General features: G+C 50.5%; 17 protein-coding genes and 4 pseudogenes. 17 read left to right on the forward strand and 4 right to left on the reverse strand.

Features of this window, described 5'->3' with window-relative positions:
* Positions 1–6: 6 nt before the first annotated feature.
* The 3 genes and pseudogenes from P378_RS16700 (at position 7) to P378_RS16710 (ending at position 3,320) form a co-directional block, all read left to right on the forward strand.
* Positions 7–665 (forward strand): annotated as a pseudogene (locus P378_RS16700) (class II aldolase/adducin family protein).
* A gap of 37 nt (positions 666–702) precedes the next feature.
* Positions 703–2,004: an amidohydrolase gene (locus tag P378_RS16705; RefSeq protein ID WP_099084016.1), complete on the forward strand. Its 1,302-nt coding sequence runs from the start codon at positions 703–705 to the stop codon at positions 2,002–2,004.
* 140 nt (positions 2,005–2,144) lie between these two features.
* Positions 2,145–3,320 (forward strand): class I SAM-dependent rRNA methyltransferase, encoded by a 1,176-nt coding sequence (locus P378_RS16710; protein ID WP_099084017.1) that lies wholly within the window; start codon positions 2,145–2,147, stop codon positions 3,318–3,320.
* Positions 3,321–3,352: 32 nt separating this feature from the next.
* Here the strand turns inward: P378_RS16710 and P378_RS16715 are convergent, their stop codons facing one another.
* The 4 genes from P378_RS16715 to P378_RS16725 all read right to left on the reverse strand — a co-directional run bounded on the left by P378_RS16715 (position 3,353) and on the right by P378_RS16725 (position 6,773).
* Positions 3,353–3,778: a transposase gene (locus P378_RS16715; RefSeq protein WP_099084018.1), complete on the reverse strand. Its 426-nt coding sequence runs from the start codon at positions 3,776–3,778 to the stop codon at positions 3,353–3,355.
* Positions 3,779–4,085: 307 nt separating this feature from the next.
* Entirely contained in the window at positions 4,086–4,433 is a 348-nt protein-coding gene (locus P378_RS22390; protein WP_238473369.1) for a hypothetical protein, read from the reverse strand.
* 32 nt (positions 4,434–4,465) lie between these two features.
* Positions 4,466–5,257, reverse strand: coding sequence for an AlbA family DNA-binding domain-containing protein (locus P378_RS16720; protein ID WP_238473370.1), 792 nt, complete (start codon positions 5,255–5,257; stop codon positions 4,466–4,468).
* Between the two features lie 97 nt (positions 5,258–5,354).
* The gene (locus P378_RS16725) at positions 5,355–6,773 is read right to left on the reverse strand and encodes an aspartate aminotransferase family protein (RefSeq protein ID WP_099084019.1); all 1,419 of its coding nucleotides are present in this window, start codon (positions 6,771–6,773) and stop codon (positions 5,355–5,357) included.
* A 182-nt stretch (positions 6,774–6,955) separates the two neighbouring features.
* Here P378_RS16725 and ylxM point away from each other — a divergent pair, with 182 nt between their 5' ends.
* From ylxM to P378_RS16795, 14 genes and pseudogenes are all read left to right on the forward strand, one after another.
* Positions 6,956–7,309: a YlxM family DNA-binding protein gene (gene ylxM, locus P378_RS16730; protein WP_099084020.1), complete on the forward strand. Its 354-nt coding sequence runs from the start codon at positions 6,956–6,958 to the stop codon at positions 7,307–7,309.
* A 56-nt stretch (positions 7,310–7,365) separates the two neighbouring features.
* The gene (gene ffh / locus P378_RS16735) at positions 7,366–8,706 is read left to right on the forward strand and encodes a signal recognition particle protein (protein WP_099084021.1); all 1,341 of its coding nucleotides are present in this window, start codon (positions 7,366–7,368) and stop codon (positions 8,704–8,706) included.
* Between the two features lie 38 nt (positions 8,707–8,744).
* Positions 8,745–9,014 carry a 30S ribosomal protein S16 gene (gene rpsP / locus P378_RS16740; protein WP_011878378.1) on the forward strand — a complete coding sequence of 90 codons (270 nt, stop codon included), beginning with the start codon at positions 8,745–8,747 and terminating at the stop codon, positions 9,012–9,014.
* A 24-nt stretch (positions 9,015–9,038) separates the two neighbouring features.
* The gene (locus P378_RS16745; RefSeq protein WP_073239573.1) at positions 9,039–9,266 is read left to right on the forward strand and encodes a KH domain-containing protein; all 228 of its coding nucleotides are present in this window, start codon (positions 9,039–9,041) and stop codon (positions 9,264–9,266) included.
* A gap of 72 nt (positions 9,267–9,338) precedes the next feature.
* Entirely contained in the window at positions 9,339–9,740 is a 402-nt protein-coding gene (locus P378_RS16750) for a YlqD family protein (protein WP_099084022.1), read from the forward strand.
* A gap of 15 nt (positions 9,741–9,755) precedes the next feature.
* Positions 9,756–10,265, forward strand: coding sequence for a ribosome maturation factor RimM (rimM, locus tag P378_RS16755; protein ID WP_099084023.1), 510 nt, complete (start codon positions 9,756–9,758; stop codon positions 10,263–10,265).
* A gap of 16 nt (positions 10,266–10,281) precedes the next feature.
* Positions 10,282–11,036, forward strand: a pseudogene (gene trmD, locus P378_RS16760) (tRNA (guanosine(37)-N1)-methyltransferase TrmD).
* A gap of 123 nt (positions 11,037–11,159) precedes the next feature.
* On the forward strand, positions 11,160–11,507 hold the full coding sequence (gene rplS, locus P378_RS16765; protein ID WP_099084024.1) for a 50S ribosomal protein L19: 348 nt from the start codon (positions 11,160–11,162) through the stop codon (positions 11,505–11,507).
* Between the two features lie 53 nt (positions 11,508–11,560).
* Positions 11,561–12,117 (forward strand): annotated as a pseudogene (lepB, locus tag P378_RS16770) (signal peptidase I).
* 74 nt (positions 12,118–12,191) lie between these two features.
* A pseudogene (gene ylqF / locus P378_RS16775) lies at positions 12,192–13,051 on the forward strand (ribosome biogenesis GTPase YlqF).
* Between the two features lie 107 nt (positions 13,052–13,158).
* A complete protein-coding gene (locus P378_RS16780; RefSeq protein WP_099084026.1) occupies positions 13,159–13,809 on the forward strand; it encodes a ribonuclease HII in 651 nt (216 codons plus the stop codon).
* Between the two features lie 587 nt (positions 13,810–14,396).
* On the forward strand, positions 14,397–14,720 hold the full coding sequence (locus P378_RS16785; RefSeq protein ID WP_099084043.1) for an NADH-quinone oxidoreductase subunit A: 324 nt from the start codon (positions 14,397–14,399) through the stop codon (positions 14,718–14,720).
* Positions 14,711–15,292, forward strand: a complete 582-nt coding sequence (locus tag P378_RS16790; RefSeq protein ID WP_099084027.1) for an NADH-quinone oxidoreductase subunit B — start codon at positions 14,711–14,713, stop codon at positions 15,290–15,292. The genes P378_RS16785 and P378_RS16790 overlap by 10 nt, the downstream gene beginning before the upstream one ends.
* The gene (locus tag P378_RS16795) at positions 15,289–15,732 is read left to right on the forward strand and encodes an NADH-quinone oxidoreductase subunit C (protein ID WP_099084028.1); all 444 of its coding nucleotides are present in this window, start codon (positions 15,289–15,291) and stop codon (positions 15,730–15,732) included. The genes P378_RS16790 and P378_RS16795 overlap by 4 nt, the downstream gene beginning before the upstream one ends.
* Positions 15,733–15,744: the final 12 nt, after the last annotated feature.

Raw genomic sequence — 15,744 nt, forward strand, 5'->3', positions numbered from 1 at the left:
CCGCAGATGAGCGCAGCGGTTGAGATAGCAAAGGAAAAGGTGGCTGAACTAGGGAAAAAGATGCTGACTTCCGGACTGGTGGCAGGGACCTGGGGCAACATCTCTGCCATAGTCCGGGAAGCAGGGGTGGTGGTGATTACTCCCAGCGGCATGGATTACACCTATCTCAAGTCATCGGACATGGTGGTGCTGGACTTATCCGGTCGGATTATCGATGGAAATCGCAGACCGTCCAGCGAAGCGCCACTGCATTTGGCCATTTATCGTGCCAGGGAAGACGTTGCGGGCGTGGTTCATACCCACAGTGAAGTGGCCTCGGCCTTTGCGGTGGTCCGGCAGCCCATCCAACCGGTGGTGGAAGATGCGGCCATGCTGGTGGGGGGACCGGTGGAAGTGGCTCAATATGCCTGCCGGGTACGGAGGAACTGGCCCACAACGTCGTTGCCGCCCTCGGACAGCGGTTTGCCGTATTAATGGCCAATCACGGCTTGGTGGGTGTAGGACGCAGCGTTGATGAGGCTTTTACGGTTTGCCAGGTGGTTGAAAAGTGCGCCAGAATTTATGCCTGGTCCAAAACAATAGGACAACCGGTGGTGATACCGGAACAGGATGTGCTGCATCTAGGCAGGGCCTATCGCAGCACGTACGGACAGTCTTCAAAATAGAGAGTACCCTTTCGGGGGAGTGTAGGAGAGATGAATTTTGAATAAGCTACTGATCCGCGGGGCGACAATTTTAACCATGGAAGGCCCGGACGCCATTATCGACATCGGTGAAATTTTAATAGAAGATGGGTGGATTACCCACGTGGGGCTTCCAGGTTCGGCATCCGGATCCTTTGATATGGACGAGGTTATTGAGGCTGACGGGCAGGTGGCCATGCCGGGCTTTATCAACTGTCACACCCATGCGGCTATGACCTTGCTCCGGGGTTATGCAGATGATTTGCCTTTAATGGAATGGCTGTCGGAAAAAATTTGGCCCTTTGAGGGGAAAATGACCGGTGAGGACATTTACTGGGGTACTATGCTGGCCTGTTTGGAAATGATCAAGTCCGGCACCACCTGTTTTGGCGATATGTATGATCACATGCACCATGTGGCCCGGGCGGCTGAAAAAGCAGGTATGCGGGCGATACTATCCCGGGGCATGATCGGTGTGCTTCCTACTGGCGAGAAGGCCCTGGCTGACGCTGAAGAACTGGCAAAGGACTGGAACGGCAAAGCCGACGGGCGCATCACCGTGATGCTGGGTCCCCATGCCCCCTATACCTGCCCGCCGGAATATCTGGAAAAAGTGATGAATTTGGCGGCCAAGCTGAAGTTGGGCATTAACATCCATGTGGCGGAAACCCTGGCAGAAGTAGAGGAGATTAAAAAGCAATACGGCAAAACGCCGGTACAGCACCTGGACAGTGTAGGATTATTTAAATTCCCCGTTTTGGCTGCCCATTGTGTCCACCTGGATGAGCTGGACATGGAAATTCTGGCTCAAAAGGCCATGGGCATTGCCTACAACCCCCAGAGCAACATGAAGCTGGCCAGCGGGATCGCGCCGGTGGCACGGTTACTGGAACTGGGGGCCACGGTAGGGATCGGCACAGACGGCACAGCCAGCAACAACAACCTGGACATGCTGGAAGAATTGAGAACCGGCTCCTATTTGCAGAAGGTCAGCACCATGAATCCGGAAGTGATTCCGGCCTACAGGGCACTGCAGATGGCCACCATTGACGGAGCCTTGTGCATGGGCCTGGGAGATAGGGTTGGTTTAATTAAAGAAGGCATGCGGGCGGACATTATTTTAATTGATACCACCGAACCCCGCATGTGCCCCCAGCACAACCTGGTGGCTAACATTGCCTACGCAGCCAATTCTTCGGATGTCCGCACCGTCATCATTGACGGTAAAGTGGTGATGTTGGACCGGGTGGTCTTAACCATTGACGAAGAAAGGGTTATGTACGAAGTTCGGGAACGGGCTGAACGACTGGCAGGCAAGTGAGATGTGAGAAGTTGGAAGTGAGAATTTAGAAGTAAGAAGTTGGAAGTGAGAAGTCGGTTACTCTCACTTCTTGTTTTATGTTACTGTACTTTCTCTTATGGTGATACTATAAGTGACTTAGATAAATCGGGGGTTTTTATATGGCAAAAGTAATCTTGCACCAGGGGAAGCAAAAACGCATCGCCGGCGGGCATCCCTGGGTTTACCGGACCGAGATCAAAGAAATCACCGGGGATTTTACGCCGGGGGACATTGTCGATGTGTATGACTTTCGCGACAGGTTTGTGGGTAGGGGCTACATCAATCCGGCCTCCCAAATTACCATTCGGATTATGACCCGCAATCCCGAAGAAGAAATCAATGAAGAATTCTTCCGCCGCAAGATCCAGGCCGCCTGGGAATACCGCCAGAAAGTGGTGCGGGACAGCAATGCTTGCCGGGTGATTTTTGGCGAGGCAGACTTTCTGCCTGCCCTGATCGTCGATAAATTCGGTGATTACCTGTCCGTGCAAACCCTGGCCCTCGGCATCGATGTCCATAAAGAAACCATCTTTAAATTGTTGAAAGAAATCATCCAACCCAAGGGGATGTACGAAAGAAATGATGTGTCCGTCCGCAAATTGGAGGGACTGCCTCTCATCACAGGCTTTGTCGGGGAACCCTTTGACCCTAAAGTGGTGATTCAGGAAAACGGCATCCGATTTGTAGTGGATTTAGAAGGGGGACAGAAGACCGGCTATTTCCTTGACCAACGGGAAAACCGCATGGCTCTGCAAGGGCTGGTGAAGGGAGGCCGGGTGTTGGACTGCTTCTGCCACACCGGCACCTTCTCCATGTACGCCGCTAAATACGGGGCCAAAGAGGTGGTGGGCCTGGACATTGCCGCCCCAGCCCTTGAAGTGGCCCGGGTCAATGCCCGGTTAAACGGTTACGGGGACATTTGCTCCTTTAAGGAAACCAACAGTTTTGATGAACTAAGGGCCATGGAAAAGGCCGGAGACAAATTTGACGTAGTCATCCTAGACCCGCCTGCCTTTACCAAGTCCCGCCAGGCCATAGAAGGAGCCGTCCGCGGCTATAAAGAAATCAACCTCCGGGGCATGAAACTGCTGCCGCCAGGAGGTTACTTAATCACCTGCTCCTGTTCCTACCACATGCACGAAGACAAGTTCCTGGAAGTAATCCTTGATGCTGGAAGGGACGCCGGCCGCCAACTAAAGCTGGTAGAACTCCGCCGCCAGGCGAAAGACCACCCGATGCTGCTGGCCTATCCCGAGAGTCATTATCTAAAGTGTGTGGTGCTGCAGGTGTGGTAGAATTTAGCTTTCAGCCGTCAGCTATCATGTAGCTAATCACCTAATTTGACGGCGCATGGGATCCAGTGAGCGGACCAGGTGACGTACCAGGGTGGATTTTCCACTGCCCACTCTCCGGTTAAGACGCCAAAATAGATGAACCCAGAAAGAATGGCAAAGAAGGGGTCAGAGCGCAATGTATCAATCCAGGCAGGGATGCTGGTCACTCCCTTAAAAGCCATCAAAAGGAGAGAGTGTAGCATAGCAACCGCATCTTTGGGAGGTGCCCCTTGAGTGGAAGAAGAGTAGTAATTCCGGATAAGGGGGACGATGGCAGTAAGGTCAGCATGCCAGAGCTTAGCGATATAAGGGAAGTTGGTAAATAAGGTAATCTGTTGATGGGTGTCAAGATAGAACTTTGACAATAAAGAATGTACAAAGTTCTGATATTGAGTATGAGAGTATTTAAGAGACAGCAAAAAGATATCACCCCTTTGTTTGTAATAAGTAGGTAAAACCACTCATCGCGATTTTGGGGGTGATTTTGAAAAGTCAAGTACTTTTTATGACCTTTATGGTTAACTACGTTTATTATACTAACGATATATAGCTATATCTATATATATCGCTTAGTAATAAAGCAAGAAGACTCTTGAGGTGAAATAAAAAAATCGCCATTGCTGGCGATATTGAAAAATGAAGCCCTTTGAGTTTTCGAATACGCTACGAACAAGGCTGGAGGGGATCTCCCTATCCAGCCGTCTTGCTTGTACTCAGTAATCGTACCTACCTCGCCAATTCGGCCCTGGCGATGGAGTGGGTGTCCAGCGCCTCAAAGCCGAAGCAGCGGTAGATATAGCGCAGCAGGATATCCGCTACCTGGCGAGGGTTTTCCATGGTTTTCGCCTCTATGGGACTAAAGCCGTAGGGAAGGATAATGTCGGAGTAGCTGCTCTGGGGCCTGGGGTTATTTTTGTAGAAATCAAAGAATTTGGGGTCATCCAGCCCTTTGCCCTGGATGTTTTCCAGGGCCACCTTGGGTACAAACAGACCCATGTAGCCTGTAAAGCGGTACACTTCCCGGGCCAGTTTAATGGTGCGCAGCAGGGCCACCTGCAGGGCCCGGTAGTCCAAAAATTCCAGTGTAAAGGGTTCACTTTGCCGCTCTATTTTTTCACATAGGTGGGTATGGTGCAGAAGTAACAGACAACCCCGGAACGAAGGATTTCCAACCGGTGGTTTTCCGCATCAAAGGCAAAGCCCTCCGGTTCGAAACGAATATGATGGGGCAGGGTGTCTTTCCAGATGCTGCGGGCCATTTTTTTCAGACGGGAGATGCGTTCGGGCACAAAGAACGGGTCGATTAATTTTAAATTTAAGGGCACCGGGCAGCACATGACCTTGAACATCATTTCGTCCTGGTCGCCTTTTTGCAACTTCCGGTTAATAAAGGCTTTTACCTCGGTTTTATTGTGCTTGCTTTTTTCAAACAGCCGGTCCAGGATGTGCCGGTCTGTTTCGGGAACCGGGTCGGAACCTTCCATATTACGGCGGTAAATGCGGCCGTCATTGGTGATATGGGGCGGGTAGGTGCTTTCGGGAATCTTCACCACCAGCACACCCCGTTTGGTATCCTTTGTTTTTATGATCAGTTTGGAGGAAAATAAAGGCACGGGGGTAATGTTTCCCTGGCAGATATTGCGAAAACGGTCCTTGGGGTCATTGGAAATGTCGATGCCCGGAAAGGATGTGGGCACATTCCTGGGATTGCGTGCATCTGCTCCGATGATGATCCAACCGCCAAAGGTATTGGTGAAGCTGGCTACAATTTTGGCCAAGTGTCTTGGGAAATCTTCCTTGTATTCCACATAAAGTCCTTCCGGGGTTTCTTCCTCAATTAGCTTATGAAGGTCTTCCTCTTCCAACTGCTCGATGGGTTTTCCGAAGGGGTTAATCATATGGTTTCCTCCGCGCAGGCTTTTGTCATTATTCTACCATATTTTACAGAATTCTTATAGAAAAGCCGTCATCCCGGGGTGACGGCTTTTTTTAACATCACTTTCTCATCTTTAGGAGGACATTTTTGGCGCCGGAACCAACCATGCTTAAAAAACCGGTGTGATTGGTCAGCACGTCTTCCAAAGCATTTAATACTCGGTCTATCTGTTCCCTGGTGACAATCAGGGGCGGTTCCAGCCGGATAACATTGGGATTGTTCAGGGTATAAGCCGTGATAATCCGGTGTTTGTTGAACAGTTCCCCGGCCACCAAACTGCCCATGTATTCCTGGGCCAGTTTGTTGACCACGTTCATGGTAAACTTGAAGGAATATTTTTTGCCGCCGGATTCAGGCTGCTGGAATTCCAGGCCAATCATGAGTCCGCGGCCCCGCACATCCTTCAGCAAGGGGTATTTTTCCTTTAATTTTCTTAGTTGAGCCATGAAGTAGTCGCCCTTTTCCTTTGCCTGCCGGCATAAATCATCCTTTAAAATGACTTCGATGGTTTTCAAAGCCGCGGCACAGGCCGCCGTATTTCCGCCGAAGGTTGAGGTGTGGAGGAGGGCTTTCTCCATGGTTCCATAGGCCTTACGCCATATATCATCACCGGTCATGTAAGCTCCTATGGGCATTACACCGCCGCCCAGGGACTTGGCCAAACAGAGAATGTCCGGCACCAGGTCTTCCGCCTCACAGGCAAAAAATGTCCCGGTGCGGCCAAAACCGGTTTGTACTTCGTCGGCGATCAGCAGGGTGCCATACTGGGCACAAAGTTTCTTGGCCCTGGTTAAGTAGCCCGCCGGAGGTTCGAGAATGCCCCCTTCCCCCTGAATGGGCTCCAGGATAAAGGCGGCGGCCTCCCTGGAGGAAAGCTGCTGCTGCAAAGCCGCTAAATCACCGAAGGGAATCCCTACGCATTCATTGACCAGGGGCTTAAAGGGGGCTTGATACTTGTCACGTCCGGTGACCGAGAGGGCACCGAAGGTTTTGCCGTGGAAAGAATTATGACAATAAATAAACTTTTGCCTGCCGGTGGCGATTCTAGCCAGTTTCAGGGCGCCTTCCACCGCCTCCGCCCCGCTGTTGCAGAAAAAACTCCGCTGCAGGTTACCCGGGGCCAGGTGAGCCAGGTTATGGGCTAGGGTTGCGGCGAGGCCGTTCATCGAGGCCTGCAGCAAATTGGGCAGGGATTGAACCCTTTGTAACGCCGTTAAAAGTTCCGGGTGGTTATGTCCTAAATTGAGGGCACCGTAAGCGCCTAAAAAATCCAGGTACTCGTTGCCCTGGGCATCGTAAACCGACACACCGGAGGCCTCGACAAATTGAGTGTCAAAGTTGATCAGGCTGAACAGCGTGACCAGACTGGCGTTCAGGTACCGGCTGTGCAGGTCCTTCACCTGGTTTTGCTGCAGTTCCAGGGCTTGCTCCAGATGAATGAGGTCACTGCAGCCACAGGTACAGTCATGATGGGACAAGCGTATACACCTCCCAAAATATTCTCTTACCAATAAAGTATGTGGACTGGCCAGTTTTTATAAACGGCGTGAAGCACCTGTATGAATCTTTTGCCTTGACAGGGAACGGGGTGTTCAGTAAAATAGAACTATCTGTAAAGTGAAAGTCCTTTATACTTTGGAGAAAAAAGGAGGACTGCGCTTTGAAAGAGTTTCATAAAATAAATCTTCTCTATGATTTTTACGGCAGCCTGCTGACCGAAAGGCAGCAGAATTTTATCGAGCTATACTACGGAGATGATTTATCCCTGGGTGAAATTGCGGAACAGTTTGACGTGACCCGGCAGGCTGTGCACGATACCTTAAAAAGGGCGGAACAGACTCTGGGAACGTATGAAGAAAAGCTGGGTTTGGTTGACAAATTCAGCAAAGAATACAGGTCCATTGAAGAGGCCCTACATCTGATCCAGCGTTACCAAACAGGTCTGGAACCCGATGGGTTGGAGAAAACCAAAGAAATATTGGAATCGATCTTAAAGAACCGGCAGGAGTTTTAATAGGGTTTGAATTTTTCCGGAACCTTTAAATAGATTGGTGGAAGGAGGCGTCTGGTATGTTTAAAGGCTTGGGTGAGCGCCTGGATGAAATTTTCAAATCGTTAAAGGGCAAAGGACGCCTTACAGAAGATGATGTAAACCAGGCCATGCGGGAAGTAAGGATGGCCCTCCTTGAAGCGGATGTCAACTTCAAGGTTGTAAAGGATTTTGTTGCCCAGGTGAAGGAACGGGCCGTGGGTCAGGATGTTTTGGGAAGCCTCAGCCCGGCCCAGCAGGTTATCAAGATTGTTAAGGATGAATTAACAGAGCTTTTGGGGGGTACCCAGGCGAAAATTAATTTATCCCCGAAACCACCCACCGTCATTATGCTGGTGGGTTTACAGGGGGCCGGTAAAACTACCACCGCCGGTAAACTGGCCAAGCTTTTAAGCAAGCAGGGCCGCCGCCCACTGCTGGTGGCAGCGGATATTTACCGCCCTGCGGCCATTAAGCAGTTGCAGGTGCTGGGCGAACAACTGAAAATTCCGGTCTTCAGCATGGGACAGGAAAACCCGGTAAAAATTGCCCAGGCTGCGGTGGAAAACGCCAACAGCACCGGCAAAGACTTAGTGATCATTGATACTGCCGGCCGTCTGCACATTAATGAGGAATTAATGGGTGAACTGGCCGACATCAAAGCAACCGTAAAACCCCACGAGATCCTGCTGGTGGTGGATGCCATGACCGGTCAGGAAGCGGTCAACGTGGCGGATACCTTTAACCAAAAGCTTGGCCTTGACGGCATCATCATGACCAAGCTGGACGGCGACGCCAGGGGCGGGGCCGCCCTGTCAGTCCGCAAGGTAACCGGCACACCCATTAAATTTGCCGGTATGGGTGAAAAGCTGGATGCCCTGGAACCTTTCCACCCTGACAGAATGGCAGACCGTATTCTGGGTATGGGCGATGTGTTAACCCTCATCGAGAAGGCCCAGGCCAACTTTGACGCGGAACAGGCCGCCAAGCTAAACAAGAAAATCCGCCAGGCGGATTTCAACCTGGAAGATTTTTTGGATCAAATGCAGCAGGTTAAGAAACTGGGTCCCCTGGAGCAGGTTCTGGGCATGATTCCCGGTATGGGTAAATTAACCAAACAGCTGAAGGACCAGCAGTTGGACGGCAAGGAAATGGGCCAGGTGGAGGCCATCATTTATTCTATGACACCCTGGGAACGCCAGCACCCGGAGAAAATTGACGGCAGCCGCAAAAAACGGATTGCCCGGGGCAGCGGTACCCGCGTGCAGGATGTTAACCAGCTGCTGAAGCAGTTTGAACAAACCCGCAAAATGATGAAACAGCTTTCCAATATGACTAAAGGTGGCAAGAAGAGCAAAATAAAATTGCCTTTCTTTCAATAATAGCTTGTTAAACCTGTCTAAGGAGGTGAAGTGCAAAGATGGCTGTTAAAATCCGTCTGAGACGTATGGGGGCCAAGAAAAACCCCTTTTACCGTATAGTGGTGGCCGATTCCCGTTCCCCGCGTGACGGCCGTTTCATTGAGGAAATTGGGTATTATGATCCCATCAAGAAACCCGCTGAGGTAAAAATCGACGAGGCAAAAGCCCAGGACTGGTTAAAGAAAGGCGCTCAGCTTTCCGATACTGCCAAGTCCCTGTTTGTAAAAGCCGGCATTATCCCAGGCCGGGCCAAAACCAATGAGGCCTAAGGTTCACGGGGGAGGTCCAGAGCTGTGAAAGAACTTGTAGAAATTCTGGCCAAAGCCCTGGTAGACCAACCGGACAAAGTGGAAGTAACCATGGTGGAAAAGGAAAGATCCGTGGTTATTGAGCTCAGGGTAGCCCCTGAGGACATGGGAAAAGTGATTGGCAAACAAGGGCGCATCGCCCGGGCCATCCGTTCGGTGGTTAAGGCTGCGGCAACCAAGCAGCGTAAGAAAGTGGTTGTAGAAATTATTTAAACCGGCATAAGAATCCGGTCAGGCAAAGGGGGCTTACAGCCTCCTTTGGCTATCCTGTAGGGGGTCAGTGATTTGCTAACCATTACGCGTCCCGTTCTGGTGAAAGTCCGTGTGACAGACAGCTACAAGAAAAGCCTGGCCATGGAGCTGCAGCAAACCGCTGCCAGGCTGGAACTTGAACTGCAGCAAATCGAGTTGCAAACTCGCAAACTACAGGAATTCGCCAAGAAAAATCCCGGTGGAGCAGAGGCCGCCCTGGCGCAGCTGGAACAGGAGAGACAAAAGCGCCTGGATACCAGGCTGAAGCTGCTGGATAAAATAAAAGAAGTGGGTAAACTGGAAAACGGTTCCGAGGTGCTGCAGGGCAAGGTGGAGAGCTTTGTGCAAGTGCAGGTGGGCGATGATTGGAACCGGTTGATGAATGCAGAAATCGTCATTGAAGACGGCAAGGTGGCAGAAATCAGAGGCGCGTAAGCCGGAGGGGTAACCGTGACGGAACAATATATTACAGTGGGGGAAATTGTCAACACCCAGGGGGTCCGGGGTGAAGTGAGGGTGCTGCCCGCCACGGATTTTCCCGAGCGTTTTGTGCAAGATAAAAAGATAACACTTTTCCTCAAAGGTCAACGCAGTGATTATACTATAGAAAAGGTTTGGCCGCATAAGCAGTTTATCATTATCAAATTCGCCGAGACCCCGGACATGACCGCCGCAGAGAAACTAAAAGGCGGCCTGCTGCAGGTAACACCGGAGGAATTAATGCCTTTGCCCGAGGGCAATTACTATATTTTCCAGATTGTGGGCTTAAGGGTGATGGATGAGAAGGGTCAGGAACTGGGCAAGATCGTCCAAGTGATCCAGACCGGCGCCAACGATGTTTATGTGGTAAAACGAGAGGAAGGCAAAGATATCTTAATTCCCGCCATCAAATCTGTGGTGAAGAAAATCGATGTCCCCGGCGGCAAAATGGAAGTGGAACTGCCCGAGGGGTTACTCTGACGATAAAGGTGAAACCATGAAAATTGATATCCTTACCCTTTTTCCGGAAATGTTTGAGAGTCCCTTCAGTCACAGTATTCTCAAGCGAGCCCGGGAAAAAATCTCCTCCAGATCAATACGCTCAACATTCGTGATTTCTCCCGCAACAAACACCATACGGTGGACGACACCCCCTACGGCGGCGGGGCGGGCATGGTCATGGGGCCGGAACCCCTGTTTGAGTGTTTCGATCACCTGGAATGCATCCACGGCGGCAAACCGGGGCGGGTGATCATGATGTGCCCCCAGGGGGAGCCCTTCAGTCAAGGTTATGCCAAGGAACTGTCCCGGGAGGAGCATCTGGTGATTGTGTGCGGTCATTACGAGGGGATTGACGAAAGGGTCCGGGAAGCCCTGGTTACCGATGAAATCTCCATTGGGGATTATGTCCTGACCGGCGGTGAACTGCCGGCCATGGTGGTGGTGGATGCCGTGGCCAGGATGATACCCGGGGTCCTGGGTGAAGCAGCCAGCGCCGAGGAAGATTCCTTTTATCACGGCGTACTGGAACACCCCCACTATACCAAGCCAAGGGTATACCGGGGTTACGAGGTGCCGGAGATTCTGCTGTCCGGCCACCATGAAAACATCCGCAAGTGGCGCAGGCGCCAATCTCTCTTACGCACCCTGGAGCGCCGGCCCGAACTGCTGCAGGATGTGGAACTGGGCAAAGAGGACAAAAAAGTTTTATTGGAGTTATTGGACCTTTTGCAGTCATTGAAATTATCTTAGATTGATTAGAAATTCTTGCCTGGCAGGGAAGGATATGATATAATTTTTTATGTGTGTATTACGGGTGGTCCGCTGCCTTCGGGAAAAGGTACGAACGCCTAGGCGAGGAAGGGGGTACAGCAAATGAACCTCATCCAATCTTTGGAACAAGAGCAGATCAAGAAGGACATCCCTTCATTCAGACCCGGCGACACCGTCAAAGTGAACTACAAGGTTATTGAAGGTAACCGTGAACGTATTCAGGTGTTTGAAGGAATTGTCATCCGCCGTCGTGGCGGTGGCTTAAGCGAAACCTTCACCGTCCGCCGTGTGTCCTATGGTGTCGGTGTAGAGAGAACTTTCCCCCTACACGCTCCCAAGATTGACAGTATTCAAGTGGTTCGTCGCGGTAAAGTGCGGAGAGCCAGACTTTACTACCTGCGTGCTCTGCGTGGTAAGAAAGCTCGTATTAAAGAACTTACCACTCGCTAAACTGGAGGGGACTGGCCAACAGTCCCCTTTTTGGCTTTTGGGGAGGAATATCTATGGAGCAGTTGGATTCTCAGCAGGAAATGCAAGCGGAAACCAAACCTAAAAAATCGGCCTTCGAGAAATGCTGGAATCGGTTGTCATAGCAGTTTTGCTGGCGGCTGTCATCCGGCTCTTGATTTTGGAACCCTTTTATATTCCATCTGGCTCCATGGAGCCTACACTGCTGATTGGTGATAGGATTATTGTCAGTAAAGTTACGTATCACCTGCGAGACCCCCGGCCGGGTGATATCGTGGTATTTAAGTTTCCGCTGGATCCCAGCCGGAATTTTGTCAAAAGGCTGATCGCCGAGGGCGGAGATACCGTAGAAATCAAAGACAGCATTCTCTATATCAACAACAAGCCCGTGGCCGAGGATTACTTGCCGGCGGGGTTGACCTTTCAGGATTACGGACCGAAAACCGTTCCCCCTGGTCACTACTTTATGATGGGTGACAACAGGAACAACAGCGACGACAGCAGGGTTTGGGGCTTCCTGGATGAGGAATTAATCGTGGGTAAGGCGGAAGTCATTTACTGGCCCCTGAACCGGATCGGTTTAGCAAAATAATCTTTTACCGGAGCTTTCGTAGAGGCCGTTTCTGGGTAAACTCTTACGGAAGCTTTTTTCACGGAGGTACCGCAGTGAATATTCAAATACAATGGTTTCCCGGGCATATGGCAAAGGCCAAGCGCCAGGTGCAAGAGGCTTTAAAACTGGTTGACGTGGCCATTGAACTGTTGGATGCCCGTATCCCGGTCAGCAGTGGCAACCCCATGATCGATCAAATCCTGGGAAAAAACCAAGGTTGATGATCTTAAATAAGAGTGATTTGGCAGACCCGGCCCTGACCAAACAATGGTTAAAGGTTTTGGAACGCCCCCGGGTAAAGGCCGTTGCCGTGGATACCCTTAAAGGGGAAGGCCTGAAAGAAGTTCCCAAAGCAGCAACCGGGCTGGTGGCGGAGCAGATGGCCAAACTGGCAGCCAAGGGCAGGCGCCCCAGGGCCATCCGCTGTATGGTGCTGGGCATTCCCAATGTGGGGAAGTCTTCCTTTATCAACCGCCTGGTAGGACGGAAGGCCACCAAAACCGGGGACTTGCCGGGTGTCACCAAGGGCCAGCAGTGGATCAGGACCGAGGGGTCCCTGGAATTGCTGGATACGCCGGGCATTCTCTGGCCCAAATTTGAAGATCCCGAGGTGGGCTACAAACTGGCTGTTACCGGGGCCATCAAGGAGCAGGTCTTTGATGTTTACGAAGTGGCCCTGAAGCTTCTTTGCTGGCTGGCAGAAACCAACCCGGCCAGAGTAAAGGAAAGATATAAGCTGCCTGAGCTTTCACAGGACATCCCCCGGTTGTTGGCCGACATAGGAGCCCGCCGGGGCATGCTGGTGTCCGGCGGGGTGGTGGACGAACTAAAGGCCGCTCACCTGATTTTAAAGGAATTCAGGGAGGGAACCCTGGGCAGGTATACCCTGGATATGCCCTCAGCCAATAAATAAAAGAAATTCAAAAAGAAGGTAATTATTCCCCTGGAATCGAATCATTCTAAGGGGATTTTTTATACCCCTTTGGCGTTGCTGTATCATGGAATGAAAGGTAGAGTTTGATGGTTTCATTGGAATTGGAGCAAAGGTTGTGGGACAGGGGAATTCCCCTGGTTGCCTTTTGTGATGAAGTGGGCAGGGGACCGCTGCTGGGCAGTGTTGTGGCTGCAGCGGTGATTTTGCCCGTGGGCCTGTACATAGAAGGTGTGGATGATTCAAAAAAGCTCACAACCAAAAAGAGAGAGACCCTGCATGACATCATTTATGAACATGCGCTGGCGGTAGGAATCGGAGAAGTGGACAACCGGCACATCGATAAAATGAATATCCTGCAGGCCAGCCGGTTGGCCATGCAAAAAGCGGTATTGAATCTGAAGAACAAAGAGGGGGTGTCCGTTACCCCGGATTACCTGTTAATTGACGGCAGGGAAACCATCGACCTGGATATTCCCCAGGAAGGCATTATCCACGGGGATGCCATCTCTCACGGCATTGCCGCCGCCTCGATCCTGGCCAAGGTCTTCCGGGACCGCAGATGTTTGGAATGGCACTGCCGGTACCCCGAGTATGGCATTGCTGATCATAAAGGATACTGCACCAGGGCCCACCTGGACGCCCTGTTAAAACTGGGCCCCACCTCCATTCACCGGATAACCTTTTTAAAAAAGATTATCGCAAAGGCCACTGTTGAGCAGCAGGTTCTGTTTAAATAAATATACGAAATGTACAGGTGTGGTAAGAATCCCACCTGTTTTCTTTTTGCAGGTGTGATTTAAATCACACCCTTTTTGTAACCACCATCACTTACAGTCAAATCTTACTTTTGTAATGTAAGTCTAGGATTAAGTTAGTTAAGATAGTTAAAAAATTAAGTTAAGTTAATGCTTAAGATACTAAAAATACAAAAAAATCAGAATTAATAGAATTTTAAAGTCAGGCGGGCGACAGAACATATGAAAGTTAATGCTTTACCATCGTTAATAGTTATGTAAACGGACCGGTGTTCTATAATGGAACAGATAAAAGACCGCCTGTTTTTGTAACCTGTTACAACTTGGAACGACCAGATTTTTTGGAATAAATCTTGGGTATCTTATCCTATAGGTAAAATCCAAAAAAATTCGTAAGAGTGATGTTGGCGAAGTAATTGCATCTTAAGTTAAAAGTTATCATCTTGTCATTTCTTTTCGATACAATTACTCATCATAGAAGTATTTTTCTGATTATTTTTATTATTCATCATTTTAATAAACACGAAAGGAGAGGATACTTTGTCAGAGTGGGTAGCGTTGCCCTGTTTATGGCGGTGGGTATTGTTTTTGGCGCAGGAGGAATTCTAACCAGCTTTTTGATTCACCCCCGGAGTAAAAACAGGTTTAAGTTAGAAACTTACGAGTGCGGTTTGCCAACGCAAGGAGCCTCCTGGGTGCAGTTTAAGACTCAATATTTTACCTATGCCTTAATGTTTGTCATCTTCGACGTGGAAGTGATTTACCTGTATCCTTGGGCAGTGAGTTTTGAGAACCTGGGATTTGCCGGTCTTATTAAAATGTTTATCTTTATTTTTATCCTGGTTTTAGGCCTCTGGTACGCCTGGAAGGAAGGTGCCCTTGAATGGAGATAAAGGATCAAGACAAAGCAGCAGAGGTTCCTGTGAAGGATGAGATGTACGAAGAAACGGTCAGCCGGTTGAAGAAATTAGGCGCGGAACCGGCCGTCATCGGGGAGGTTACCAAAGCCGTTTCCGTGGGACCGTTGGAAAAACTGCTCAACCTGGCCCGGGCCAACTCCCTCTGGCCCATGGGTTTCGGTTTGGCCTGCTGCGCCATTGAAGGTTTGATGGCCGCCAACATGGCCAGGTTCGATTTGGCCAGGTTCGGCTATGAGGTGATGCGGGCATCACCGCGGCAGGCCGATGTCATGCTGGTGTGCGGTACCGTAACCAAAAAGGCCGCCCCCTTTGTGGTCCGTTTGTACGAGCAGATGGCCGAGCCCAAGTATGTCATTGCCATGGGCAGCTGCGCCATTTCCGGCGGCCCCTTTGTGGATTCCTACAACGTGGTGCCCGGTGTGGATAAACTGATCCCGGTGGATGTCTATCTGCCCGGCTGCCCGCCCAGACCGGATGCGGTCATTCATGCCTTTATAAAACTGAAAGAGAAAATTATTAATCCTGAGGTGGTGAATCGCAAATGACCCGGAAACCACTTTCAGATGTGATTGAGGAACTCAAATCAAAATATCCGGAGATAGAGGTTTCAGAACAGGGTTACCTGACAGTACCGGTGGACACTCTGGTGCAGTTGATGCGGGACCTGAAAGAAAACTATGGTTTTAACTTTCTCAGCAATGTGACCGCAGCGGACTACCTGGACTATTTTGAGACGGTTTATGACGTCAGCGTTGTGGGCGAACCGGACACGATCCATATTAAGACAAGGGTGGACCGGCATAACCCCGTGGTTCCTTCCATGGTTCCCATCTGGGGCGGGGCCATCTGGCAGGAACGGGAGGTATACGACCTGATGGGCATTACCTTTAAGGATCACCCTGATCTGAGAAGAATTCTGCTGGATGATGACTGGCAGGATCACCCCCTGCGCAAGGATTACCAGTATGAAGGCGGCAGGGAGTAAGCCGTGGGAGAG

The organism is Desulforamulus profundi (genome assembly GCF_002607855.1).